General features: G+C 61.0%; 24 protein-coding genes and 4 tRNA genes. 11 read left to right on the plus strand and 17 right to left on the minus strand.

The window, feature by feature from the left end:
* Positions 1-67: 67 nt before the first annotated feature.
* From ftsW to V2B23_RS13020, 8 genes are all read right to left on the minus strand, one after another.
* Entirely contained in the window at positions 68-1,486 is a 1,419-nt protein-coding gene (gene ftsW / locus V2B23_RS12985) for a putative lipid II flippase FtsW (protein WP_430951144.1), read from the minus strand.
* 158 nt (positions 1,487-1,644) lie between these two features.
* Entirely contained in the window at positions 1,645-3,015 is a 1,371-nt protein-coding gene (locus V2B23_RS12990) for a uracil-xanthine permease family protein (protein ID WP_430950736.1), read from the minus strand.
* A gap of 65 nt (positions 3,016-3,080) precedes the next feature.
* Positions 3,081-4,445: an 8-oxoguanine deaminase gene (locus V2B23_RS12995; protein WP_430950737.1), complete on the minus strand. Its 1,365-nt coding sequence runs from the start codon at positions 4,443-4,445 to the stop codon at positions 3,081-3,083.
* Between the two features lie 331 nt (positions 4,446-4,776).
* Positions 4,777-6,531, minus strand: coding sequence for an ABC transporter substrate-binding protein (locus V2B23_RS13000; RefSeq protein ID WP_430950738.1), 1,755 nt, complete (start codon positions 6,529-6,531; stop codon positions 4,777-4,779).
* A 147-nt stretch (positions 6,532-6,678) separates the two neighbouring features.
* Positions 6,679-6,755, minus strand: a tRNA-Phe gene (locus tag V2B23_RS13005).
* Positions 6,756-6,825: 70 nt separating this feature from the next.
* Positions 6,826-6,899: transfer RNA gene (locus V2B23_RS13010), tRNA-Asp, on the minus strand.
* A 135-nt stretch (positions 6,900-7,034) separates the two neighbouring features.
* A tRNA-Glu gene (locus tag V2B23_RS13015) sits at positions 7,035-7,107 on the minus strand.
* 113 nt (positions 7,108-7,220) lie between these two features.
* Positions 7,221-7,874: a TetR family transcriptional regulator gene (locus V2B23_RS13020; RefSeq protein WP_430950739.1), complete on the minus strand. Its 654-nt coding sequence runs from the start codon at positions 7,872-7,874 to the stop codon at positions 7,221-7,223.
* Positions 7,875-8,292: 418 nt separating this feature from the next.
* On the opposite strand from V2B23_RS13020, the gene V2B23_RS13025 reads away from it, so the two are divergent.
* Complete coding sequence (locus V2B23_RS13025; protein ID WP_430950740.1) at positions 8,293-8,748, plus strand: MarR family winged helix-turn-helix transcriptional regulator; 456 nt, start codon at positions 8,293-8,295, stop codon at positions 8,746-8,748.
* Between the two features lie 182 nt (positions 8,749-8,930).
* Positions 8,931-9,003: transfer RNA gene (locus tag V2B23_RS13030), tRNA-Lys, on the plus strand.
* Positions 9,004-9,088: 85 nt separating this feature from the next.
* Here V2B23_RS13030 and V2B23_RS13035 read toward each other — a convergent pair.
* Positions 9,089-9,661, minus strand: coding sequence for a TetR family transcriptional regulator (locus tag V2B23_RS13035; RefSeq protein ID WP_430950741.1), 573 nt, complete (start codon positions 9,659-9,661; stop codon positions 9,089-9,091).
* A gap of 115 nt (positions 9,662-9,776) precedes the next feature.
* Here V2B23_RS13035 and V2B23_RS13040 point away from each other — a divergent pair, with 115 nt between their 5' ends.
* Entirely contained in the window at positions 9,777-10,250 is a 474-nt protein-coding gene (locus tag V2B23_RS13040) for a DUF4334 domain-containing protein (RefSeq protein WP_430950742.1), read from the plus strand.
* A 20-nt stretch (positions 10,251-10,270) separates the two neighbouring features.
* A complete protein-coding gene (locus tag V2B23_RS13045; protein WP_430950743.1) occupies positions 10,271-11,368 on the plus strand; it encodes an NAD(P)-dependent alcohol dehydrogenase in 1,098 nt (365 codons plus the stop codon).
* A 1-nt stretch (position 11,369) separates the two neighbouring features.
* Here V2B23_RS13045 and V2B23_RS13050 read toward each other — a convergent pair whose 3' ends face one another.
* Together V2B23_RS13050 and V2B23_RS13055 are read right to left on the minus strand one after the other, a co-directional pair.
* Positions 11,370-11,954 (minus strand): hypothetical protein, encoded by a 585-nt coding sequence (locus V2B23_RS13050; RefSeq protein ID WP_430950744.1) that lies wholly within the window; start codon positions 11,952-11,954, stop codon positions 11,370-11,372.
* A gap of 33 nt (positions 11,955-11,987) precedes the next feature.
* A complete protein-coding gene (locus tag V2B23_RS13055; RefSeq protein ID WP_430950745.1) occupies positions 11,988-12,380 on the minus strand; it encodes an MmcQ/YjbR family DNA-binding protein in 393 nt (130 codons plus the stop codon).
* A 120-nt stretch (positions 12,381-12,500) separates the two neighbouring features.
* Between V2B23_RS13055 and V2B23_RS13060 the strand changes: the two genes are divergently transcribed.
* Together V2B23_RS13060 and V2B23_RS13065 are read left to right on the plus strand one after the other, a co-directional pair.
* The gene (locus V2B23_RS13060) at positions 12,501-12,947 is read left to right on the plus strand and encodes a hypothetical protein (RefSeq protein ID WP_430950746.1); all 447 of its coding nucleotides are present in this window, start codon (positions 12,501-12,503) and stop codon (positions 12,945-12,947) included.
* Between the two features lie 100 nt (positions 12,948-13,047).
* Positions 13,048-13,629 (plus strand): DUF937 domain-containing protein, encoded by a 582-nt coding sequence (locus V2B23_RS13065; protein WP_430950747.1) that lies wholly within the window; start codon positions 13,048-13,050, stop codon positions 13,627-13,629.
* A 45-nt stretch (positions 13,630-13,674) separates the two neighbouring features.
* Here V2B23_RS13065 and V2B23_RS13070 read toward each other — a convergent pair whose 3' ends face one another.
* Positions 13,675-14,922 (minus strand): MFS transporter, encoded by a 1,248-nt coding sequence (locus V2B23_RS13070; protein WP_430951145.1) that lies wholly within the window; start codon positions 14,920-14,922, stop codon positions 13,675-13,677.
* A 109-nt stretch (positions 14,923-15,031) separates the two neighbouring features.
* On the opposite strand from V2B23_RS13070, the gene V2B23_RS13075 reads away from it, so the two are divergent.
* From V2B23_RS13075 to phoU, 5 genes are all read left to right on the plus strand, one after another.
* Positions 15,032-15,907 (plus strand): LysR family transcriptional regulator, encoded by an 876-nt coding sequence (locus V2B23_RS13075; RefSeq protein ID WP_430951146.1) that lies wholly within the window; start codon positions 15,032-15,034, stop codon positions 15,905-15,907.
* Between the two features lie 214 nt (positions 15,908-16,121).
* Positions 16,122-17,081, plus strand: coding sequence for an acyl-ACP desaturase (locus V2B23_RS13080; protein ID WP_430950748.1), 960 nt, complete (start codon positions 16,122-16,124; stop codon positions 17,079-17,081).
* 81 nt (positions 17,082-17,162) lie between these two features.
* Entirely contained in the window at positions 17,163-18,305 is a 1,143-nt protein-coding gene (gene dusB, locus V2B23_RS13085) for a tRNA dihydrouridine synthase DusB (protein ID WP_430950749.1), read from the plus strand.
* A gap of 157 nt (positions 18,306-18,462) precedes the next feature.
* On the plus strand, positions 18,463-20,484 hold the full coding sequence (locus V2B23_RS13090; RefSeq protein ID WP_430950750.1) for an LCP family protein: 2,022 nt from the start codon (positions 18,463-18,465) through the stop codon (positions 20,482-20,484).
* A gap of 148 nt (positions 20,485-20,632) precedes the next feature.
* Entirely contained in the window at positions 20,633-21,328 is a 696-nt protein-coding gene (gene phoU / locus V2B23_RS13095) for a phosphate signaling complex protein PhoU (protein WP_033233978.1), read from the plus strand.
* 64 nt (positions 21,329-21,392) lie between these two features.
* On the opposite strand, the gene V2B23_RS13100 is transcribed toward phoU, so the two are convergent.
* From V2B23_RS13100 to V2B23_RS13120, 5 genes are all read right to left on the minus strand, one after another.
* On the minus strand, positions 21,393-22,139 hold the full coding sequence (locus tag V2B23_RS13100) for an SDR family oxidoreductase (RefSeq protein WP_430950751.1): 747 nt from the start codon (positions 22,137-22,139) through the stop codon (positions 21,393-21,395).
* 120 nt (positions 22,140-22,259) lie between these two features.
* Positions 22,260-22,775 (minus strand): NADPH-dependent FMN reductase, encoded by a 516-nt coding sequence (locus tag V2B23_RS13105; RefSeq protein WP_430950752.1) that lies wholly within the window; start codon positions 22,773-22,775, stop codon positions 22,260-22,262.
* A 71-nt stretch (positions 22,776-22,846) separates the two neighbouring features.
* Complete coding sequence (locus V2B23_RS13110; protein WP_430950753.1) at positions 22,847-23,587, minus strand: urease accessory protein UreD; 741 nt, start codon at positions 23,585-23,587, stop codon at positions 22,847-22,849.
* Entirely contained in the window at positions 23,587-24,339 is a 753-nt protein-coding gene (gene ureG, locus V2B23_RS13115; protein WP_430950754.1) for an urease accessory protein UreG, read from the minus strand. Before ureG ends, V2B23_RS13110 begins: the two co-directional genes overlap by 1 nt.
* Positions 24,332-25,021 (minus strand): urease accessory protein UreF, encoded by a 690-nt coding sequence (locus V2B23_RS13120; protein ID WP_430950755.1) that lies wholly within the window; start codon positions 25,019-25,021, stop codon positions 24,332-24,334. The genes ureG and V2B23_RS13120 overlap by 8 nt, the downstream gene beginning before the upstream one ends.
* Positions 25,022-25,026 lie beyond the last annotated feature (5 nt).

The following is a 25,026-nucleotide window of genomic DNA, read 5'->3' on the forward strand; positions in this document are numbered from 1 at the left end:
CCTTCTCCGACGCCGATTTCAGATTCCAATGTAGTCGCCTACCGGGGATCCCGACGCCCGACGGTAATCAGGAAGCGCGCCGGGGACGGGTGCCGCCGCGATACTGACGGTCGTCGTCACCGTCACGTCGGACGGCACGTCGCCGATCGGGTTGACTGCTCCGGCGTGGTTCCGGCTGCGACGGCCGCCTGCGTCCCTGCTGCGGGGATCGGCGCGGCTGCTCTCCCCGACGTTGCTGCTGCGGGCGTTCGCGTACGCGACCCTGCGGCGCCTTCCTCGGCTTCTTGGCTTCGCCGAAACGAGGTTTGCCGAACATGAACGGCACCCAGCCACGGCTTGCGCTTTCGAGTGATGCGACAGCCTCAGGCTCACGAAACGCAGCGTGCGCGATCAGCCCGAACATCAGCAGTGTCGTGATCATCGACGTACCGCCGGCCGAAATGAGTGGCAGTTGCAACCCGGTGACGGGAATAAGCCCGACCACGTAGGCGATGTTGATGAAAGCCTGCATCACGATCAACGTCGTCGCAGTTGCCGTCATGACTTTGAGGAAGGGATCTGTGGACCGCTTGGCGATCCTCAGCCCGACAATGAGGACAGCAGCAAAGAGTGCCACCACGATCAGCGCACCGATCAGGCCGAGTTCTTCCCCGATAACCGCGAAGATGAAGTCGTTGTGCGCCTGCGGAAGATAACTCCACTTCGCGTCGGACTGCCCGAGCCCACGACCGAAGATACCGCCGTTCGCCAATGCATATTTTGCCTGAGTGCTCTGGAAATTCAGTCCCTGCGGATCCAGATCCGGATTGAGATAGGCCTTGATTCGATCAGAGCGATAGCCGGCAGTAAGCGCAAGGACAAGGAACGCCACCCCGGACCCCACGGTCAACATGACAAACGTTCGCAACCGGAACAGCCCGAACCACAGCACAGACATGAAGATGATGCCGATGGTGATCGTGGTGCCGAGGTCCTTCTCCAACACGACAAGAATCAGGACGAGAAGCGTCGTGCCACCGATGACCGGCAGAGCGCGATTGACGTCGATACGTGCGTTGAGGAACGACGCCACCGTCGCGGCCGACCAAATTGCAAGGGCCAGCTTCGCGAGTTCCGACGGTTGGAATGAAACTCCAGCGACGACAAACCAGCTACGCGCACCCATTTGCTCCGAACCGATTCCCGGAATAAGGACCAGCACAAGCAGTATCAGACAGAAGATCAGAAGCCAGGGCGAATATTTTCGCATCAGCTCGGTCGGAACTCGCACGACCGCCACAAACAGGACCAGACCGATGGCGGCGAACATGCACTGCGGCCAGAACCGCGCGTACGACGTACCGGATAGGACGTACGATTCGACGCTCGACGACGAGAGCACCATCAACAAACCGAAAGCCACGATCAGGACGACCAAACCGACGATCATGTGGAAGTCGAACAACGGCCGACTGGTCCACGTCGCGGCGCGGGCGCGGAACTTCATCGACTCGCGGCCAGTTTTGTCCGAGGAGCTGCGCGAGTTAGCTGATTCGCTACTCCCACGACGCTTCCCTTTGCCATCGCTCCGATCAGTCACCACACCAGTATCGTCCCACGACTTCTAACTCGTGGGTAACACTGGTCTCACAGGCCACACCGTTATCAGAGTGTGCCCTCACTTTTCCGGCTACCTCGTCGAGCTAGCGCATTCGGAATGACGACAAAGAGACCTTCGAGCACGATTGCAACGACGGCACCGACAACGATGCCCTGGGTCGCGAGCTGCACTACGAGTTCCGGCCACACCCCGACAAGCGAACCGGTGAGTGCCGGCACTCCGAGGCCTGCCATCAGTGCGAGCGGGGCAATCAAATTGTGCGTCGAGTTACCACGATCACGGAACGCTGCCTGCGCCCCGGTAATGACGACCGTCGCGGCCGCGGGTAGGAAGAGTCCACCGATGACGGGCGCCGGCGTCGTGACCAGAACTGCCGCGACTTTGGGAAACATCGCGAGTGCGATCATCATCAGCGCGGCCACGCGGACCACAAATCTGCTTCCGATGCCGGTAATTCGAACGACACCAAGATTCTGGGCGTATGCCGTCGTACCGAAACCACCGAACAGAGCCGACAACATCGAACCGCCTGCCTCGCCGGCCACACCCGCGTTGATCTGTCGCTCCGTCAACGGGAGTCGCGTCAGACGCGCCGTTGCTTCGTAGATCCCTATCGCCTCGACGACGGCCACGAAGAACACGATGCACATAGTCACGGTGATGCCGAGATCGAAGGTCAACGATCCGTACGGGAGTAGCGTCGGGAATCGAAGCCACGGCGCCGCCGACACCCCGGAGAAGTCCAGACGCCCGAACGCGAACGCGAGGAGGTTTCCGACGACAAGTGCGATCAGAAAGCAGAATGAGCGAAATTTACCGGTGAACATTCCGCCTAGAACAACAACAGCGGTAGTCACGGTAGCGATGAGAATCGTCGAGGGCGTCGCAAAGTTCTCTGTGCCCGGCATACCGAAGAATTCCTGGATCGTGAACCCGGCCAACGACAGCCCCACCAGCAGAATGATTGTCCCCGTGACAGCAGAACTCAGTACTCTGCGAACCTTCCCGAGGACGCCCGTCGCAGCAGCCAGCAGAACAATTGCGGCGCCGATCAACAAACCGGTACCCGCGGCGGCGAGGGAACCCGCCTTTGCATACGCGATCGCCAACGGAGAGAAAGCCGACGACGGCCCCTCCACCACAGGTAGTTTGACCAGCTTCGTGGTCTGCAGGAGCGTTGCCACTCCGGCCGCAAGGAGCGTCGCCGTCAGAAGATTGGTGGACAGAGCAGCTCCGAGACCTGCTGCACTGCCGATGAACAGCGGATCAAGCCACACGTTCGAGACGAGCAACTGCTGCGCGCCTAAAGCGACCTTCCTCGGCAAGGGAATCGATTGTTCGGTATCGATCGTGAGACTTTGATCGGCACCCTCGACTGACAGGTTGCCGTCCGTACTTTCATGTGACAAAGACATGGGTGATCTCGATTCGAGTCAGGTTTTGTTGCGGAGGACTGAAAAGTGAAGGAAAAGCTCTCGTTTCAGAGAAGCGACTGCATCCGGCGTGCATGAGTGTCGTGCGTTCGTAGAACGCCGGCCACAGCCGAATCACACAATTGCCCACCGTCGACCAGGACCTTGCCTGCGACGACCGTCGTACCTGCTCGCGCAGGTCCACACCGAAGCCAAGCTTCGACCGGATCTGTCAGCGCACCCGCCAATGCCAACGGCTCTGCTTCCCACACAACAAGATCCGCACAGGCGCCGACGCGCAAGTGGCCGATCTCGTCGTCCCACCCCAGGCAGGTGGCACTGCCTCGCGTCGCCATGTCCAGGACATCGCGCGCGGTCATCGATGCCGGCCCGTTCCTGAACCGCCCGAGCAACAACGCAGTTCGCGATTCGAGCCACATCGACCCGTGATCAGTGGATGCCGATCCATCACATCCGAGTCCGACCGGCATACCGATGCCGCGCAACAACGACGCATCGGCACTGCCACCACCGATCATCATGTTGGAACTGGGGCACTGGACTGCGCTAACTCCGGCTGCAGCCAGACGAAGCTGCTCAGATGAACTCGGATAGATGAAATGCGCTACCCACGTACGTGATCCGGCCCATCCTGTTCGTTCGAGGTATTCGACCGGAGTACACCCGTATGTCTGAAGGCAATACGCATGCTCGTCCATGTCCTCGGCGAGATGACTATGCAGGCGGACGTCGTACGCCTCAGCCAGTTCTGCGCTCTCACACATCAGTTCTTCTGTCACCGAAAATGGTGAACACGGAGCTAGAGCCACGCGAGTCATCGCACCTGGATTGGGATCGTGATACTTCTCGATCAGTCTCACGCTGTCGGAAAGAATCGTATCTTTGTCCTGAACAACAGATTTCGGAGGAAGTCCGCCGCCCTCCGTAGAGCGGGTCATCGAACCTCGCGTTGCAAGGAACCTGAATCCGAGTTGGGTGGCCGCCTGAATTTGTGCGTCGATCAACTCTGGTCTCGGATGGACATACATGTGATCCATCGACGTCGTGCAGCCTCCCAGGAGAAGCTCGGCCATCGCCACATAAGTCGACGCGTGCACTGCTTCCGGTTCGAGTTTCGACCAGATGGGATACAGAGTGGTCAACCACTCGAACAGAGTGCCATTCACCGCAGGCGCGAAGGACCTCGTGAGGTTTTGATACATGTGATGGTGTGCGTTGATCAATCCTGGGGTGACCAAACGTCCTGCAGCATCTATCTTCCGATCTGCGCTCGGCTCAGCTGATCCAGCAGGAGCAAAGGAATGAACGCGACCGTCGACAACCGCCAACCAGCCGTCTGCCAGTTCGGTATTGCGGTCAATGTACAGATACGCGTGAGTGATCAGAAGATCTACATGTTTGTGTGGCGACATCGATTCGCACCGCTCTTCTCTCGGGACGGATACAGGGCGCAACGAACCGCGCAACAGTTACGCGGGCCGTCACCCTGTTCCTGCGGCTGCGAACCACAGGATCGTCACCGCGTCAGAACCTGAGCGGGCGGGTCGGCCGCAGATCAGCGTCTGCGACTACACACAGTTTCCAGATCGAATTGGTCGACGGCATTGCTCTCGTGTAAAACCGGCGTTACTCCTTCACCTACGCCGAAAAACTTGGTGCGACACTTGGTGCGACACTTGGTGCGACCCAGAAGAGCCCCGCCCGACTCGCGTCGGACGGGGCTCTCGGTACGCGCTGTGAAAGCTACTTCGCGCCCATCCATGCCTGGTCGAACAGCATGATGCCCGTCGCAGTCGGAACCACCCCGTGCACGTTCTTCTGCCAAGCCCAGAAAGAAGCCAATCCACCGACCGGAGCGGACGGAACCGTCTCGTTCCACAGGGTCTGGATCTTGCTGATCACGGCAAGCGCCGACGCGTTGTCCTTCGCCTGCTGCAGATCAGCGATCAACTGATCCATAGCCGGGTTTGCGTAACCCGCCGTGTTGGACTTCGATGTGCTGTTGGTCGTCGAGTACAGACCGAGGTCCGGAATCGACTCGTACAAACCGATACCGGCGTGAGCAAGGTCGAAATCATTCTTGACGTAGACGTTCTGAACGATGTCACCGGCATTGTTCGCAAGAATCAGGTTCACCTCGAACCCGACGGCCTGAAGCAAAGACTGCACAGCCAAACCGATCGCATGGTCCTTCGGCTCGCTGAGCACGATGTAGTTGAGCGTGCCGTTGTATCCGTCGGCCTTGGCTTGGCTCAGAAGTTCCTTGGCCTTGGCGGGGTCGTACGCGATACCCGGGGTGTCGACGTGCCACTGCGACGTCGAGCCGAACAGCTCCGAACCCGGCAGACCTTCACCGTTTTCCGCGCGCTGATCGATCAGCTCCGGATCCAGTGCATAACCAATAGCCTGGCGGACGCGAACATCCGAGCCCGGTCGGCCCGCACGGTTGTTGATGATCTCAGCACTGCCGGCATTGAGGACATCGATGTAACCGGGGTAGCCGGCGGACTTGGCGGAATTGATCGCCGACGTCAGACCACGAATGTACGCAACATCCAGCTGACCACTGTTCAACGATTCGAGATTGGCCTGCGGACCGTTCAGCGCAACCATGCGAAGCTGCTCGAGCTTGGGAGCACCGCCGTAGTAAGCGGGGTTGGCCTTGAAGATTCGCTCGACGCTCGGGCTGAACACGCCTTCGGTGAACGGTCCGGCGCCGACAGCGGTGAACTTGTCACCCTGCTGCGAGCTGGGGGCGACGATCATTCCGTGGCCGAGTGCCAGCATCGACGGAAAACGCATCCACGGAGTGTTCAGGTTGAAAACGACGGTAGCGGCATCTGAGGCTTCCATCGAGGCGACTGATGCGACCCACAGTTCTGCGCCGTTGCCCTTTACTGCGTTGTACCGGTCGATGCTCGCGATGACAGCGTTGGCGTCGAGCGCGGTTCCGTCGCTGAACTTCACGCCTTCGCGCAGTTTCAGTGTCCAGGTCTTGCCGTTGTCGCTGGTATCGAGCGACTTGGCCAGCTTCGGTTCGAACTCGCCGCTCGCAGTGTCGTAGCTCATCAGGACGTCGTATACCGCGGCCAGAGCTTCACCGCCGGATCCGCCGCGTGCTGCAACCTTTGTCGGGTCGAGGGATGACGCCAGGACCTGGACACCGTACGTCAGTGTTCCGCCTGCAACCGGCGTGCCCGCATCGCCCTGTTCATTGATCATCCCGGTGACGATCGACGCCGATCCGGTATCACCGTCGGTAGTGCCGCCGTCGTCGTTGTTGCTTGCGCAGCCGGCAAGCAGAATGCCGGCTCCGAACAATGCAACCGCGGAGCGGCTGATTTTCCCGATACGTCGGGACCTCGAGTGAGTCACGTCGACCATCACTTCCTTCTTGCGCAGAGAAGGAGGTCCGGACTTCGCGAAGAATGCCGGACCACCCGCGGCCCTGGGATGGGCGCTGCGGCTAATAGTGATGTTCGACGGGAAGTGACGCATGCCACGTTCCCGCTGACCGGTACCATTTCGACGTAATCCGACCGACCAGTTGAAGAATCGCGTCGGGTAACAGAAATCAGGCAATAGAAAAAGCTCCAGCTTCATCGTTTCGAGAAACGAGAATCTGGAGCTTGATTTATCGAGTTGTGGTGGCCAGGGCCGGGATCGAACCGGCGACCTTCCGCTTTTCAGGCGGACGCTCGTACCAACTGAGCTACCTGGCCGGACGGCACCCGAACCGAATGCCTATCGCACTGCATTGCCCTCAGCCAATTGGCTGAGAACAATGCTTTGCGACCCTGACGGGACTCGAACCCGCGACCTCCGCCGTGACAGGGCGGCGCGCTAACCAACTGCGCCACAGGGCCTTGCTTTTTCCTTGCTGTGAAACCGTACTACATCTTCTCGCTGCTCCCAAACCACTGTCCTAGCTGGGTATTTCTGCAACTCAAAGCGTGTCGTGCGGGTCAAACCATACTGCATCGTTTCGCTTTCGCAAAACGTACCCCCTACGGGATTCGAACCCGCGCTACCGCCTTGAAAGGGCGGCGTCCTAGGCCGCTAGACGAAGGGGGCGCGCCGGATCACTCCGAGCAAGTACCCCCTCCGGCATTCCGTTGGGAGCTTGGATAGCTTAGGACACACCACGGGAAAAACTCAAATCGCCAGGTCAGAGAGCAAAAATCGCACTATTCCCGCACGTAGGACTCGACAGCCGTCCATCCCTCACGATGAAAATTCTCGAGCCAATTCGAACTGGCCATCGCTTCGAGAACCACTTCGAGCGCTTCCTCGAACCAGAGCGCGAGGTCACCACTCTGCGACGTCAGATCTGCCATGTATCGCTGGCCGGCCAGGGTTGCCGCCAAGACGCGCGTGAACTTCTCCGGCTCCACACCTTGACGCAACAAACCATCTGCCTTCGCCCGCGTCGCGAACTCGAATGCCGAGCGCCCCCACACCTGACCTGCACCCGATTTCACGTCGGCATAGAACTCCGGCTCGATGATCAGCCTGAACTCCGCCTGCACGATCACGCTGGTTCGAAACAGTGTGGCAATGTCGAGCACCAGACCATGAAGAAGTTGGAACGGATCCAGGTCCGTCCGTTTCGACCACTGATCGGTGGCGTCGGTGAACATCTCCATCGCAGCGGTCAAGATCGCTCTTGCCAGCTCTTCTTTCGATTGAAAATGGAAGTACATCGCGCCTTTGGTGGCACGGGATCCTTCAAGGATCGTATTCACCGACGCAGCGGCGTAACCGCGCTTGGCGAACTCGATTGCAGCCGCTTCGACCAGGGCGGCGCGGGTACGCCGCGCACGCTCTTGTTGACGTGCCATATGCGGTGTTATGCCTCTCGCCGAGTCGATATCCCAAAGGTGCCGCCTGCGACACCCACAATCCCCCGGAAGCTCACAATATCCCCTCCGGATTCGCCATGTAAGCCTTAACGTGACACCCACCAAAAGTACTAGTGATGTCATTCGATCAGATGACACCGAAAATGCAAGCGCGCCCCCGGAACACACCGGGTGGTATCGTTTTGGCCGCTCGGGTGCGGCACAGGGGGTGCGCATCCGAGCTTCTCTGTTTCGAACCGACGCCGAAGCACACACAACACGAGACTTCGCCATCAAGCCCCTGAATATTAAACAACCATAGCTACTATTTGTTCACAATACGTGCACAAAAATCGGACATTTACCGATCAACTACACAGTTAGGCTGTCTAATATCCAAGGCGGCCGAGGAGCGGTGATGACCCAGGACGAGATTGATGCACTAGCGGAAGACCTCGGCGTGTTCGCACGGCGTCTGCATAACCAACGGATCGGGCCCCAGCTCAGCGCGACCCAAGTCCACGCTCTCGGACATCTCGACCGCCACGGACCCATGACGGCCAAATCCCTTGCGCAACTCGAGCGCGTCACGCCTCAATCGATCGCCAAGACAGTCGCAACGCTCCAAACACGGGGATTGGTGACCCGGCGATCCGATCCATCCGACGGCCGCGCGCACCTCATCGACCTGACCGACGCCGGCGCGTCCGCACTCCACGAGGATCGCCGTCTGAGAAATCGATGGCTCACCGAAGCGATCCACGCCGAGTGCACAGACGCCGAACGTGACCTCCTTTTGATCGCCGGCAGAATTCTGCGGCGCGTCGGAAACTCGGTTCACTCACCTCCTCGACCGTCCGGCGAACGTCCGTAGCGATCAAACATCTACTGCTGCAGTGGAACTCTTCGTCATAGCCGCTGATCCCTTCAGCCATCACTCCTACGGATTTCGGGACAACGCCACCCCTGCGGCGGCGGCACACCGGTCCCGGAATCGTCCCTTTGACGGGGGCGGTGTTTTCACCTTCTTCGCGGTCTGGTTAGACTCTGCGCCGCGCCCCTATAGCTCAGTTGGTAGAGCTACGGACTTTTAATCCGCAGGTCGTAGGTTCGAGTCCTACTGGGGGCACACACAACAGCCTGACACTTCTTTTCGGAGAGTGTCAGGCTGTTTTGCTGTCAGGCTGTTGCACTTTCGGCGCACGTCAGAATCATCAGGAACTGAGAATCAGTCGCCGGACAGCGTCGACGGCAGTCTGCCTTCGCAGCGCTGGCGCTCTCGACGATCCAGGTCGAACGTCACCGCCGCTATGCGGAAGTGCAAGTGTTCTGGCGATTTCGGTGATCACGATCAGCAACTCTGCCGGGTTCCAACTGGGATCGATGTGCCCGTCGGCTTGGCCTTTGCGAATCTCTGCAATCTTGGGGCGCAGCGTGTTGCGTCGGATGTCGTGGTAGCTCACGGATTCGGGCGCTTCGAGATCCGCCCATTCCTGCAGGCGGGCATTCTCGGGATGCGCGAAGTAGTTGTCGAACAGACGACCGGCATACCCGGGTAGGTCGTCCCCCCGAAGTGCGGTCTCAGCCGTGGTCTCGACGGTCCACTGGGCCATCACAGCGGAGAAAAGCTCTTCCTTGCTGGCAAAGTACGCGTACAGGCGGTCCTTGCTCGCTCGCGCGTCCTTGGCGATGCGGTTGATGCGAGCGCCCGCAAACCCGCATCGGGCAAATTCTTCCTTTGCCGATGCCAGAATGCGGTCCCTGGTCGCTTCCCCTGCTGAACGCATGTGGACAGCCTAGATCGAATCCACCGTTGCCGAACCATCCGGTTCGGCGTAGCGTCCAGAGTTCACGAACAGTTTGGTTCGTGAAGACCTCCCGACGCCGTTCCCAAGGAGAACCATGCATCTCGACGACGCCCGTCGCGCTTTCGCAAAACTTCGCGAGCAGGAAAACGACGTCTCCCCCACCGAACTCGACGAAGTGTGGGCAGCGTTGGAAACCGTCGACACGGCGGACATCCTCGGGGAATGGAAAGGCGACGACTTCGCCACCGGCCACCGACTCCACGACAAATTGGTGGCAAGCCGCTGGTACGGAAAAACCTTCAACTCGGCCGAGGACGCAAAGCCGTTGATCTGCCGAGACGAGAACGGAAAGCTCTACTCCGACATCAAGGGCGGCAACGGAGAAGCAAGCCTGTGGAACATCGAGTTCCGCGGCGAGGTCACCGCAACGATGGTCTACGACGGCGCGCCGATCTTCGACCATTTCAAGAAGGTCGACGACACGACACTCATGGGAATCATGAACGGAAAATCGAAGCTGGTCCTCGACAACGGCCAGCACTATTACTTCCTCCTCGAGCGAGTGTGATTCGCCCGGAGAAGAATTCGATGCCTCCGCGGAAAATGCGCGCCGCGCTCTCGTACGGTCCCGACTCCCCTTTCGCCCTCGAGACCGTCGAGATCGAGGAGCCTCGTGCCGACGAAATCCTCGTACGAATTTTCGCAACAGGTCTGTGCCACACGGATCTGTTCACCAAGTCAGCACTACCGAAAAGGCTTGGCCCCTGCGTGTTCGGCCACGAAGGTGCAGGGGTCGTCGTGGCCGTCGGCTCGTCGATCACCCATATCTTCGAAGGCGATCACGTTCTGCTGAGCTATCGGAGCTGCGGAGTGTGCCGTCAATGCCGAAGTGGGCATCGGGCATATTGCGAACGCTCGCATCAACTCAACAGCGCAGGTGCGCGCACCGACGGTTCGACACCGATCACGCAGAACGGCACTCCGATCAGGTCCGCATTCTTCGGTCAGTCGAGCTTCGCGCAATACGCCATCGCCACAGCAGACAACACCGTCGTCGTTGATCCTGCGATTGACCTGACCGTCGCAGCCCCGCTCGGGTGCGGGTTTCAAACCGGAGCCGGCGCAGTTCTGAATACTCTTCGCCCCGAACCCGACTCGACGTTTGTGGTCTTCGGAGCGGGCAGCGTCGGATTCGCGGCTCTTCTCGCGGCGCGAGCAGTGGGGGTTTCCACGCTGGTTGCCGTCGACCCGGTACCCGAACGTCGGAAGCTGGCCGAAGAGTTCGGCGCAATTGCCATCGATCCCGGCTCCGACGACGTTGTGGCAGCAGTGCGCGCCGCAACCGACGGAGGATCGACTCATTCCCTCGACACCACCGGAATCGGCGGCGTCGTCAATCAGGGCGTGACATCACTTCGCGGCCGCGGAACATTGGTAGTGGTTGGTCTCGGAGCCCACGACCTCACCGTGAATATTGCCGACATCATGTTGAACGGGAAGACTATTCGAGGCTGTGTCGAGGGCGAGTCCGACATAGCTACGTTCATTCCGCGACTGCTCGATCTCTACACCGCCGGAGAATTTCCGATCGACCGGCTGGTGACGCCCTATCCTTTCGCGGACATCGACAGGGCCGTCACAGATCAAGCAGCAGGAAAAGTAATCAAGCCTGTTCTATTCTGGTAGTTCACATTTCGGGGGCCGGAGCTTCGCCCTTGCTCTGCGGCTCGTGCTGCTTGAGGTCGCCGCGCATTTTGTCGATCTCTTTGCCACGCTTCTTGTACATGTAGCCCAGGAGCACGATTCCCACGAACAAGGCAACACCGATGATCGCGCCGAGAACCGAAGCACCGCGGAAACCCGGGCCGTCGACGTCGAGTACCCGTTCGCCCGCGTGCGCAGCACTGCTGTTTCCGAGAACGATGCTCAGCGTCAGCAGGTTGGGCAAAGCAAAAATCACACCGAGCACCAGAGCACCGATCTGCATCGGCCGCGCATGTTTCCGTTTGCGTACCTGCCAGATCGCGCGAAAGAAGAGCAGCGGGACCAACGTACACACGAGCCCGAACATCACGCCCCACGCAATGCCGCCACTGAAACTGCCGTCTGCGAGCGATGCAATCCGCTGAGACCACCAGCGCGGGAGGTACGCGGCCAGAATGAAGTAGGTGATAACCAGAACAACGGCCGCCACGCCGATCGTGATGGCCTTTTTCGCCCACGGCGGCATGCCGGACGTAGTGGTAGCCGATGGTGCTTGCGGAGTCGTCATGACCAAATCCTCGTCTAGGCGGCGTGCGTGTCGTCACGAATCTATCGGGTTACCACCGTGTGCATCCCCGTCGAGCACTATTCGGGCCAGCTTCTTCGGCGCAACCAGGGTGAACGAGGTGTAGATCCATTCCTCGAGTTGATCCCAATACTCTCCCTCGATCTTGCCACTGAGATCGAGGGTGACCCATCCGTGCCGCCCCAGCCCGTACCCGGCCGCAGTTGCGCGGGGTTCGGTGGCGACTACCGCCTCTGCTTCCGGTTTGCTCAGCTTGATCGTCACGGACGTGGCGTCGCCGTTGCAGAACACGAAGTTCTTGCCACGCACCCGAAACGTGGGGTGCCCGTCCCACGCTTCGATATCGACGCGCTGCGCTTCGGGAAGGCTCAGAGAAATCTCTTCGAGTCGACGCATGTTGTCCGCCATGGTCACATTGTGCATGGTCAACTGGGACGGTCCAGGAAAAGCCTGTCGAAAGCACACGCGTCGTCGCTAGGCTCGTAACTCGACCGCGTTAGACGTTCACCGATCCTTCGGGAGAGTGATATGCGCACGTTTGTACATGTGGTTCTGCTGATCTGCGGTATCGCCGTGACAGTCGGCTCGTTCATGTCGATATTGGCCGGCGTGAAACCCGGAGATGTCCGTCTCGAAGACTTACGAGATGGCTTTCCGGCCGGCTGGGTTATCGAGCAGATCGCCGATCAGTCCGTACCGTTCTACCGATCCATGATGATTCTTCTTCTCGGGTCCGGCGTGGCGATCCTGATTGCGGCAGTGTTCGGTTCACGACTCGCAGCCTGGATCGGAGTGATTGTCGGACTGGTCAGCCTTGGCACCTTCTACTACCGCGTCGATGACCAATTCGACAACATCATCAGGGAAAACTACTCCACCATCCTGACGAATCAGATGGGATTCATTCTGACCGTCGGCGGCCTCGCACTTGCTCTTCTCATGTGTCTTGTCCCCCGAGAAAAAGCCCAACGCTGACAACTCCGCAACATCCGAGCTACCGACGGTCTCGAACATTCACTAGTGTCTGCATCAACCGGGTGCTGACAAGTAGGACCCCAGAAAAGTAGGGCATCGAATGGCTTCGCTTGACGACCTTCTCTCACAGATCCCGATCGACCAGATCGCGCAGCAACTCGGCGTAGATCAGGCAACCGCGGAAACTGCTGTGAAATCGGCACTTCCCACGCTGGTCAGCGGTCTCGGCGCCAATGCCGACAGCGAGGCCGGCGCGGCGTCGCTCGAAAGCGCGTTGCAGGCGCACGCCAACACCACGATCCTCGACGACGGCATCGACATCAGCAAGGTCGACACCGCCGACGGTCAGAAGATCGTGGCAAACATCTTTGGAAACAACACCGATCAGGTAGCCAGCACGCTGGGTAGCGTCGGCGGCGGAAACGATCTGGTGAAGCAGCTACTCCCGATTCTCGCGCCGATCGTGCTGGCGTACCTCGCCAAGCAGTTCACAGGCGGCGGATCGGCAGCGCAGACCCAGGCTGCCGGCGGTGGCGGAATCGGCGATCTACTGGGCGGACTCCTCGGCGGCGGAAACTCCGGTGGCGGCATCGGCGGAGCACTCGGCGGGCTCCTCGGCGGCTCCGGTGGCGGTGGCATCGGCGATCTGCTGGGCGGGCTCCTCGGCGGCGGCAAGAAGTAAACGATAACGCCAGTTGCGGCGGCCGAAGAGCCGCCGCAACTGGTATCAGCCAACCCGGGTGGCCCGAAACATCTTCAGTGACAATCCCATTGCCAGCACAAGCAAACAGGCGACAAAAATACTGACGCCATTCCAGCCGGCTATCGCAAAGGCTGAACCTGCCAGAACACCGGCCACGGACGAACCGGCATAGTAGGCAAACAGGTAGAGCGCCGACGCCTCCGCCCGGTGTGCTCGGGCAAGTCGACCGACCCAGCCGCTGGCTACCGAATGCGCGGCAAAGAATCCTCCGGTGAAGAGCAACATCCCCACCAACGTCAGCGCGAGGTTGTCGGGGACGGTCAACGCAAGGCCGAGCGCTGTCACCGATACGGAGCCGAGCAACACCCACCGCTGCCCCACTCTGTCCGCGGCAGCACCGGCCGCGGTCGACGTCACGGTTCCCGCGAGATAGAACAGAAACACCAGTCCCACAACCGCCTCGGAAAGCCCGAAAGGCGCTGCAGCTAGCCGAAATCCGAGGAAGTTGTAGACGGAAACAAATGCGCCCATGACAATGAAACCCAACGCGAAAAGCGTCCGCAACGCCGAGTTCGCAAGGTGAACACGTAGATTCGCAATCAACCGTCGCACAGATACCGGCTGCGGCTGGAAGAATTGCGATCGCGGCAGGGCCCTGGTCATGACGATCGCAAAGACCGTCGAGAGCAATGCAACCGCAAAAAGTGCCCAGTGCCAAGAACTTACGTCGACCACCGCCGCCGGGATCAACCGTCCGATCAACCCACCAACAGTGGTGCCGGCAACGTAGCGTCCCATCGCTGCGCCTAAATCCTTCGGGTTTATCTCCTCCGCGAGATACGCCATGGCAACCGCCGGAATTCCCGCAAGCGCAGCACCTTGGAATGCTCGGCCCACCAGCAGAATCTCGATAGTCGGACTCAGCGGCAGCAGGAGTCCGATCACACACGACGTGATTGCCGAGAAGATCATGACGCGGGTCCGGCCGAATCGCTCGGACAATGCACTCGCCGGAATGATCGCCAATGCCACCATGCCCGTGGTCGCCGAAACGGACAGGGCCGAAACCGCGGGCGACACTCCGAAAGAGTGCGAAAACGCAGGCAGCAGTGCCTGAGCCGAGTACATCGACACAAACGTCGTCAATCCCGCTGCAAACAACGCAAGCGTCACCGCGCGGTATCCGGCGGACCCCCGGCGGTACGACGCGATTCCTGCGCCGACTTCTGTTCCTGCACCGGCTTCTGTTCCTGCGCTGATTTCTAACGACATGCTCATCGACACGACCTCCGGCAAGAATCTTCCGCGCCCATCACAACAAAAGAAAATGCATTAATTTGATGTTCTACATACCTCTAAGACATATAGGCTTGCACCTGTGATGTTGTCGGACGATCTCGAGTGGTTTGTCGTGCTGGCTGAAACCCAACAGGTCACGGCGACGGCTGATATCACTCACCTGTCGCAGCCCACGCTCTCTCGCAAACTCGCCCGGCTCGAACGATCAGTTGGTGTGCCGCTGTTCGACCGACACGGCCGTCGGCTCACACTCAATCGTTACGGCCGCATCCTCTACGAACATGCAACCAACGCCCTGAACACACTCCATTCCGCGTTGCGCCAGATCGACGCCCTGGCCGGGCCAGATACCGGAACCGTGCGACTCGATTTTCTCCATTCATTCGGAACATGGTTGATTCCGCGCATGATTCGGGCATATCGAACCGAACATCCGGGTGTGCGTTTCGAGCTCCATCAGGATCGAGCGCAGTTCCTGAGTGATCGCGTGGTCACCGGCGACTCCGATTTGGCACTCGTGTCGCCGCAGCCGGACAACCCTCGACTCGCGTGGATACAGATAGCGCAGCAAAAACTTGCCCTCGCCGTTCCTCTCGGACATCGCTTCGCGGACCTGCCCGAGGTCGATCTGGCCGACGCTGCGGGAGAGCAGTTCATCGGAATGCAGCTGGATTTCGGCATGCGACGAATTCTCGACGAGATGTGTGCCGCCGCCGGGTTCACTCCGGATTTCGTCTTCGAGAGCAGTGAGCTGGCAACTGTGGGCGGTTTGGTGTCCGCATCCCTCGGCGTGGCCGTCATGCCGATTCAGGATCCGCCCATCTGGGCCGAGGGAATCGTGTTCGTTCCCCTTGCCGGCGCAACACGCAAGATCGGGCTTGTCTGGACCGAGAATCGGGAATTGTCGAGGCCAGCGCGTGATTTCCGGGATTTTGTCCGCGAAAATATGTGGTCCTGAAACTCACACGTACAGCCAAATCTGCAGGTATGATCTCGGCAACAAGCGAATGGCACGCATCGGACAATTCAGACTGTGTCCATCTTCCGTCCACGTACGCTGGCTACGACTCGGTAACATTCGCACAGGGGGATCAGTTCATGTCGATCAGGCCAAACCTACGGTGCCGTAGGCTGGAGCGAAGTCGTGCATTCACTCAACACGGAGGCAAATAATGACGAGGATTCTGACGCAGCTCGAACTGCTGACAGAACTGCAGCCGGTTGCCGAAGAGAACGTCAACCGGCACATCTCCATGGCAAAGGAATGGCACCCGCACGACTACGTCCCGTGGGACGAGGGTCGCAACTTCGCAGCCATGGGCGGCGAAGACTGGAGCCTCGAACAGTCCCGACTCGGCGAGGTCGCCCGAGCGGCGATGATCACCAACCTCCTCACCGAGGACAACCTGCCGTCTTACCACCGCGAGATCGCCGAGAACTTCTCACAGGACGGCGCCTGGGGCACCTGGGTCGGCCGCTGGACCGCCGAGGAGAACCGCCACGGCATCGTGATGCGCGACTACCTGGTTGTCACCCGCGCAGTCGATCCCGTCGAACTCGAGCGCTACCGCATGGAACACATGATCACCGGCTACAACCCGCCCATCCCCGATGACGGCGCCGGCGTACTCCACTCTGTCGCCTACGTCACCTTCCAGGAACTCGCGACTCGCGTCAGCCACCGCAACACCGGCAAGGCCTGCAACGAGCCGATCGCCGACAAGATGCTTCAGCGCATCGCCGCCGACGAGAACCTGCACATGATCTTCTACCGCAACATCTGTGCCGCCGCCCTCGATCTTGCACCCGATCAGACTCTCAAGTCCGTGTCGAACATCGTCCAGAATTTCCAGATGCCCGGCGCTGGGATGCCCAACTTCCGTCGCAACGGCGTTTTGATGGCCAAGCACGGAATCTACGATCTCCGTCAGCACCTCGACGAGGTCATCTGGCCCGTGCTGCGCAAGTGGAACATCTTCGAGCGCAACGACTTCAGCGCCGAAGGCGAGAACACTCGCGAAGAACTGGCTGCTTTCCTCGAGACCCTTGGCGCCCAGGCGACAAAGTTCGAGGAGCAGCGCGATCGCATGCTCGCCCGCGAAGCCGCCAAGCGTGAACAGCAGGCCTCTTAGTTTCACCAGCTATTCTGTGCCCGGTACCGGATTCGGTACCGGGCACTTTCACTTGTCAGCAATATTTGTTCAGAGGTAGTCATGTCTTCCCTTCGTATCGGTTCACTCGAGCTGCACAGCCCCGTGGTCCTCGCGCCCATGGCCGGCGTCACCAACGTCGCTTTCCGCACGCTCTGCCGTGAACTCGAACTCGAACGTGCAGGCAGCACCTCCGGGCTGTACGTGTGCGAGATGGTCACTGCCCGCGCGCTCGTCGAGCGCCAGCCGGCCACCATGCACATGACCACCTTCGGACCCACCGAGACTCCACGGTCCCTGCAGCTCTACACCGTCGACCCAGACACGACCTACGCTGCGGCCAAAATGATCGTCGACGAGAACATGGCCGACCACATCGACATGAACTTCGGCTGCCCAGTGCCGAAAGTCACTCGAAAAGGTGGCGGCTCCGCACTCCCCTACAAGCGTCGGCTGTTCGGGCAGATCGTCGCAGCTGCCGTTCGCGCCACCGAGGGCACCGACATTCCCGTCACTGTGAAGATGCGCGTCGGTATCGACGCCGACCATCACACGCACCTCGACGCCGGACGCATCGCCGCTGCCGAAGGTGCCGCCGCAATTGCCTTGCACGCGCGCACCGCGTCGCAGCGCTACTCCGGGACGGCTGACTGGAACGAGATCGCCCGCCTGAAGGAACATGTTTCCGACGTCCCGATTCTCGGAAACGGCGACATCTTCGACGCGTCCGACGCCGCCCGCATGATGGACGAGACCGGCTGTGACGGCGTTGTCGTCGGACGCGGATGCCTCGGCCGTCCGTGGCTGTTTGCAGAGCTCAGCGCGGCTCTCAACGGTCAGCCCATTGCGACGCCTCCCACGCTCGGCGAGGTCACCACGATCATCGCCCGCCATGCCCAACTCCTCGCCGCACACCACGGTGAGATGAAGGGCTTGCGTGAACTCCGCAAGCATGTGTCCTGGTATCTGCGCGGATTCCCGGTCGGGTCGGATCTGCGGGTGTCGATGGCATTGGTCAGCACCCTGACCGAACTCGACGAACTGCTGGCCCAGCTGGACGGCTCGGTTCCGTTCCCGAAGGACGCCGAAGGTCCCCGCGGCCGGCAAGGTTCCCCCGGTCAGGTCGCCCTGCCCGAGGGCTGGCTCGATGATCCCGAGGACGATCTGGTGCCCGTCGGAGCGGACATCATGCATTCGGGCGGATAACGCATTGCTGTGAATTCGGGCAATTCGCCAAGTTTCTGAGTGAATAACTCAGGATCCACCAGTAATATGGCCCCAGCTTCGTCAACAGCAGTTGGACGGCGCACGACAAAAGACGCACTGTCCGTATCGGCAGTCAACGACGAGACAGGTTGCATCGGTGGGTGATGATCACGACTCGGGCCCGCCTTCGCCCGAAAGCCGCGCCCCGTGGGAGCGCCCCCTTGCAGATCAGCGATACCGCAATCGTCGTTCGTCCAAACCCGAACCCACCGACGCGCCGCAGTCCGACGCCGCGGTGCCAGAGCGTCGGGGTAGTGATCGCTTCGGCCGATTCGGTCGGCGCGACGCACCACCGAGCGACAGCATCTCCGTCGCAGAACTCGTCCAACGTGTCGGTGATACAGCCGGCCAGCGTGTAGTCGAACCGCCGGCCCCGAAAAAGAGCAGCCCGGCAGCGCCGCCCGTTAACTCGCGGCCTCCCAACCAGCCCCCCAACAAACCGCTGCCGCCCGAAAAGCCCCTTCCGCCCCCACCGATCGCACCGGCCGCTGCTGACTGGATCAGCAGCGACCCGCCGTCGCCCGCTTCTCCCCGAGTCGTCAGTGAAACCGGTGGTAGTCGGCTTGCGCTGAACAAGATTCGACGCCGCCAGCGTATGAAGACGATCAGCCGATCGGCTGTCGCATTTCTTGCCGTGATGTCACTGACCATGACCGGCGTCGTCTGGGGCTACCTTCGCACCACCGAAGGAAAGTTCGAGCAGATCGCTGCGCTCGACACCAACTCCGACGACATCGTCGACGCGGGCGGCCAGCTCGGCGACGAAACCTATCTGATCGTCGGCACCGATACCAGGGCCGGCGCAAGTGGTGAAATCGGCGCCGGCACCGTCGAGGACGCCGAAGGCGCCCGGGCCGACACCGTGATGCTGGTCAACATTCCCGCCGACCGCAGTCGCGTCGTCGCCGTCTCGTTTCCCCGCGACCTCGACGTCGACCGGCCGGTCTGCCAGGGCTGGGACAACAGTTCCGGGACGTACACCAGCGAGTCCTTCCCCGCTGCCTCCGGCGACAAACTCAACGCGACCTACGCCCTCGGTGGCCCGAAGTGTCTGGTCAAGGTCATCCAGAAAATGTCCGGACTCAAGATCGGCCACTTCGTCGGCATGGACTTCGCCGGATTCGAGAGCATGGTCGACACGGTCGGCGGAGTCAACATCTGCACTCCGGTTCCCATCGAAGACGGCATTCTCGGCACCGTCCTCGCAAACAGCGGAAACCAGGTACTCGACGGCCGGACGGCGCTGAACTACGTCCGCGCCCGGCATGTCGAAGCCGAGGGCAACGGCGACTACGGGCGCATCACCCGGCAACAGAAGTTCCTGTCCGCGCTGCTGCGCTCGGCACTGTCCAACAATGTGCTGCTCAATCCCAGCAAGCTCAACGGGTTCATCAACGCATTCACCCAGGACACGTTTGTCGAGAACATCGATACAAAATCCCTGGTCACGCTGGGTCGATCATTGCAAAACGTCGATGCGGGCGCCGTCACCTTCCTGACCGTGCCCACCGACGGCACGAATGACTGGGGCAATGAAATCCCCCGGACCGACGAGATCAAAGCACTGTTCCAGGCAATCATCGACGACGAGCCGCTTCCGGGCGAAGAGCGTGCCACAGATACCGACAAGACATCGACCAGTTCGGCGCCCTCCACCGCCACGACGCCGGTGCCCGAGGCAACACTCGTGTCGGCAATGAGTCCGTACAACATCTACATCGATGTTTCGAACGCGTCAGGCGTTTCCGGTCAAGCCGCCACCGCCGCCGACCAACTCGCAGCGTACGGATTCCAGATCTCCACGATCGGAAATTTCAGCACAGCAACAGGACTTGCCAACGTTCAGGCCTCGGCGACGGTGGTGCGGTATGCAGCCGGTTACGAAGCCGAGGCCGCCACCGTCGCATCCGCGATTCCCGGTGCCGTACTCGTTCTCACCCCGAGCATGGGCGACATGGTCGAACTTGTCATCGGCAGCGATTTTTCCGGCACAGTCGTAGCGCCGGCAGATCCGGGAACGTCGTTGTCCGCAGAACCGTCATCGGTGGACACCAGCGTGTCGACGTCACTGCCCTCCGACATTGCCTCAGTCAACGCCGGAGACACAGCCTGCATCTGACGCTGCGGTGATCCTTTCGCACGACGCTGCGGTGATCACTTCGCACGACGCTGCGGTGATCATTTCGCACGACGCTGCGGTGATCATTCACCTTGCGTTCACCTGTCGCTTGTGACTTGGTCTTTCACTGCACGTAGGCTCTCACCTCATGCGCGTGGCTTACAACGAACAGATGACCGAGCTTGCAGACTTGCTCGGCGAGATGGCAGGACTGGCAGGCACCGCCATGGAGCGAGCCACCCAGTCACTGCTCCAAGCAGACCTGACCCTGGCCGAGCAGGTGATCGGCGAACACGACCGGATCACCGAACTCAGCACCCTTTGCGAGGAGCGCGCCTTCGCGCTGCTCGCCTTGCAGGCTCCCGTTGCCGGCGATCTCCGCTCCGTCGTCAGCGGAATCCAGATCGTCGCCGACATCGACCGCATGGGCGCCCTTGCCCTGCATGTCGCCAAGATTGCGCGTCGTCGCCATCCCAACCACGTCCTCCCCGAGGTCGTCAACGGCTACTTCGCCGAGATGGGCCGCATCGCCGTCAGTATCGGTGCCGCGGCAAAGGAAGTCCTCGAGACCCGTGATCCCGAGCGTGCAGCCCGTCTGCGCGAAGAGGACGAGGCGATGGACGACCTGCACCGTCACCTGTTCACGGTCCTCATGGATCGTGACTGGAAGTACGGGGTTGCGGCCGCCGTCGACATCACCTTGCTCGGCCGCTTCTACGAGCGCTTTGCAGACCACGCTGTCGAGGTCGGACGCCGAGTGATCTTCCTCGTTACCGGCAAGCTGCCCGAAGAGCCCGAATCCACCGAAAAGGTCGACAAACTGACCGCCTACCCGGATCTGTAACCACTCCTCGTCACGAGCAGAAGGCGGCCGCGCATGTGCGTGGCCGCCTTTCTGTTGTGCACCTTCAGTGAGAGCCCAGCCATTCGTCCAACGTCGGCCCGGCACTGACCGAGTCCGCCCCCGGGAGGAGCGCACCGCTGCGCATTGCCTTACCGGCTCCTGGCATAGATACCGGGATCAACAACTTCCGTGTGCCTCGACGACGCAGAATCTTCCTCGTCATCTCCGGGATCTCTAGGACTTCCGGGCCGGCGAGATCAGCAACGCGACCCGACGGCCCCTTCTCCGCTGCCTGCACCAACGCCTTCGCGACGGTCTTGGCGGCGACGGGCTTCGATCGCATTCGCGGTACGAGAGCCAGCGGGCCGAAACCCATGAGCGACACCGTCTTCTCGCCGAACTCGAACCACTGTGTGGACCTGAGAATCGTGAACGGGATGCCCGACGCACTGACTGCTCGTTCCTGCGCAGTCTTACCGCGGTAGTACCCGAAGGCCTTCAATCGCGGATCGTCACAGTTGACGATCGAGAGCACTACATGGTGCTTCACTCCTGCCGCATTCTCCGCTGCGGCAATGTTCTGCGCTGCAGCCTCGAAGAATGCGACGGCCTTCTTTGCGCTGTTGGTGACGTGGTCACTGACATCGACAACCGCGTCGACGCCCGCGAGAGCTCTGGCCAGTCCGGCACCGGTGCTGATATCGACGCCGGTCGAGCGGGCCGCGATCACCACGTCGTGGCCCGCCGCCTCGGCTTCCGCGACCACGAGCTTGCCCATCAAACCTGTCCCACCGAGCACTGCGATCCGCATGATGTCTCCTCGAGTTTCCGACTCTCCTCATCTTGGACGACAACGGCCTCCAGGTGTGAGAGTGTCGCGCGGAGTCTTACGTCACGGTGGGAAGACGTGCGACCCGGCAATTGAAATATGTCATCGCAGCAGACTCCAGATCTGCGCCAACGACCGCATGACTTCCCCGTTCCGAATTGCTCCGTCTCCGTCGAGGGCTTCTCTGCCTACCGGTACGGCGATGCATGCCGGCCGAACCAATCGTGCACCGACATAACCCAATACGGTTTCCAAAGTGCTCAGGGCGCCCTGTCCGCGCCCCGGTGCGGCGACGTTGATCCACGCCACCGGTTTATCGGTCATTTCCGTTCCGCCGACCGTCCAGTCCAGCAAGTTCTTGAAGCTACCTGGCAAAGTTCCTGCGTACTCCGGTGTGCAGAACAGCACAGCGTCGGCTTCCCCGATCAGCTGCCTCAGTGCGAGCACTTCATCATGCAGCGGATCGCAGTCGTCATCGGGATTGAAGGCCGGCAGCCGAGCCAACCCTCGATAGGTGGTTGCGATTCCCGCCGGCGGGGCTGATTCGGCGATTGCAGCGAGTGCAGCGGCGTTGGTCGAGGCTGCTCGGGTGCTCCCGGATACAAGCAGAATCTTCACGAGATCGATGTTCGCACAACCAGGAGTACCCCGCGTGACAGTCAAGGCCTAGAGCGGCACGATCAACCCGGCTAGGTCTCGGTGAACCGACTCGCCACGCGCGCACGCCAATCCGAGCTGACGTGGTCCAAGGCCGCGGACACCTCATGCGCCTGGTCCGCAACAGCCCGGGCCAGCATGCCCGGACCGGCCAGGGGGCTCACATGCCCCTCGGCTGTCTGCGAGGTTTTCATCCCCAGCAACATGGTGGTGCCGATTACGCGATGTCCTCCCAGAACCCCGGGACGGGAACGATCGGGAACACTACGCAAATCTAGGGTTTCCACCAGTAGCGGTGTCCCGTCGACGGTGATGCGCTGATCCGAACGCAGTGCACCACCGATCTCACCGGTACGGCCGAACACCACCATCTCGTCGAGCAGCGCAACCGCGTCGGACTGCAGCGAAATGTCAATGCGCCTAGCGACATCCGCGCCGCCGGCTACCACGAAGGGCGCCGCTCGCCATACCAAAGCGCCGCCGGCACCCACCGTCGCCGTGGCGTTCCACGACGCGTGACCGCCGCGGGCGTTGTACGCCACGGTGCCGGACGGCTCGAGTACCTCGAGGAACGCCCCTGGCGCCACGTCGAACTCGATGCGCAGGTCGTCACCGGCCAACAGTGTCGCACTGTGTCCGACCAATGCAACGCGCACGTGCAATCCGCGAGCACTTACCAGGCGAGGAGCCAGGAAATCCCCGGAGATCAACTCTTTGGCAACAGCGGTGTCGCCCACTCGCTCGACGACAACCCGCGTAGCTCCGGTGCTCATCAGTGAGCGTGAGAGTGACTGTGCCCGTGACCGTGATCGTGGTCTTCTTCATCGGCGTGGAAGTGCGGTGCCATCGGTCCCGGGTCCTGGGGCACGTGATTGCCCTCGCGGTGAGCGGCGATGACCTTACGAAGCCACGCGCTGAGCTGATCGATCGTGGCGTGATCCTTCTGGCTGAGCGCCAGGACGGGCAGTCCGTCGCGGGCTGCTGTTGCGTCGGCAACCATTTGAACGGCGTCGACGTCGACGTACGGAGCCAGGTCGATCTTGTTGACCACCAATAGATCTGCCCGCTCGATTCCGGGACCGCCCTTGCGTGCAACATCACCGCCGCCGGCAACGTCGATGCAAAAGATCTGCGCATCGACGAGTGCGGGACTGAACGTTGCGGTGAGGTTGTCGCCGCCGCTCTCCACGATCACCATGTCGAGGGGAAAAAATTCGCGCTCGAGATCTTCCACCGCAATGAGATTGGGGGTCACATCGTCACGGATCGCCGTGTGCGGGCACGCCCCGGTCTCCACTGCGACAATGCGCTCGATCGGCAGGACGTTTGCGGCGCGCAACAATCGTGCGTCCTCGTCCGTGTAGATGTCGTTGGTGACAACCGCGATCTCGAACTCCGACGCCAGTTCGCGGCAGATGGTGGCGATCAGTGTGCTCTTGCCGGTGCCAACCGGACCGGCAACACCGAGCCTCAAACCTCGTGCGGCAGTTACGTTTTCTGCGGTGGTGTTCAGATTGTCAAGCACGGAAAATCCTCCTGGATCGAGCGTGGTGTTCGAGTGACCATTGTTCGACCAATGGTCCTGTTGTTGCAGGTATGTCCGAGGCACTCTCGACCGCGACGGCTGCCGAGGCGACGGTCTCGATGGTCGGGGCTGCCCGCAGCAGCCATTCGACCGGTTCTGCCGGATCTACCGGCAGCAGCTTCAGTGCAGCCGACGCGACGGTTTGCGCGTCGTCGTACAGGCACGATCGCGCCGCCGCCAGATCGTCCATGCCGGAGACGGCGGTGAACACTCCCAATGCCAACGGCCGCATCGGGTGGCCCGGTAGCGCCATGAGTAATTGCACCGCGGGGTGCCCCGGCCACAACCGCGACGCCAACCTGGCCAGCCCGCGTCCGAGCTGGATGGACGCCTCACGCAGCGGTGCGCTGGGTGTGCGGGCGAGCAGTTCGTTCGAGATGGCCTCGAGTTCGCGTGCACTTCCCTCACTTACGGCCCAGCGCCGCGTGATCACCGTTGCGGCGGCTTCGACCAGTCCGACCGTCTCGAGTCGACCCCGGATGAAATCCGGAACCTGACTTTGGTGCAGGCCCGCCGCTAATGCCGGTTCCAGCCCGGACGAGTGCGCGTGCCCTCCGGTTGGCAGACGCCCGTCTGCCAGGAGCATCGACGCTATCTCGGCGGACATCATCTCAACTGACACCAGGG

Origin of the sequence: Rhodococcus sp. 24CO (genome assembly GCF_050586165.1) — a bacterium.
Lineage (GTDB): Bacteria > Actinomycetota > Actinomycetes > Mycobacteriales > Mycobacteriaceae > Rhodococcus_F.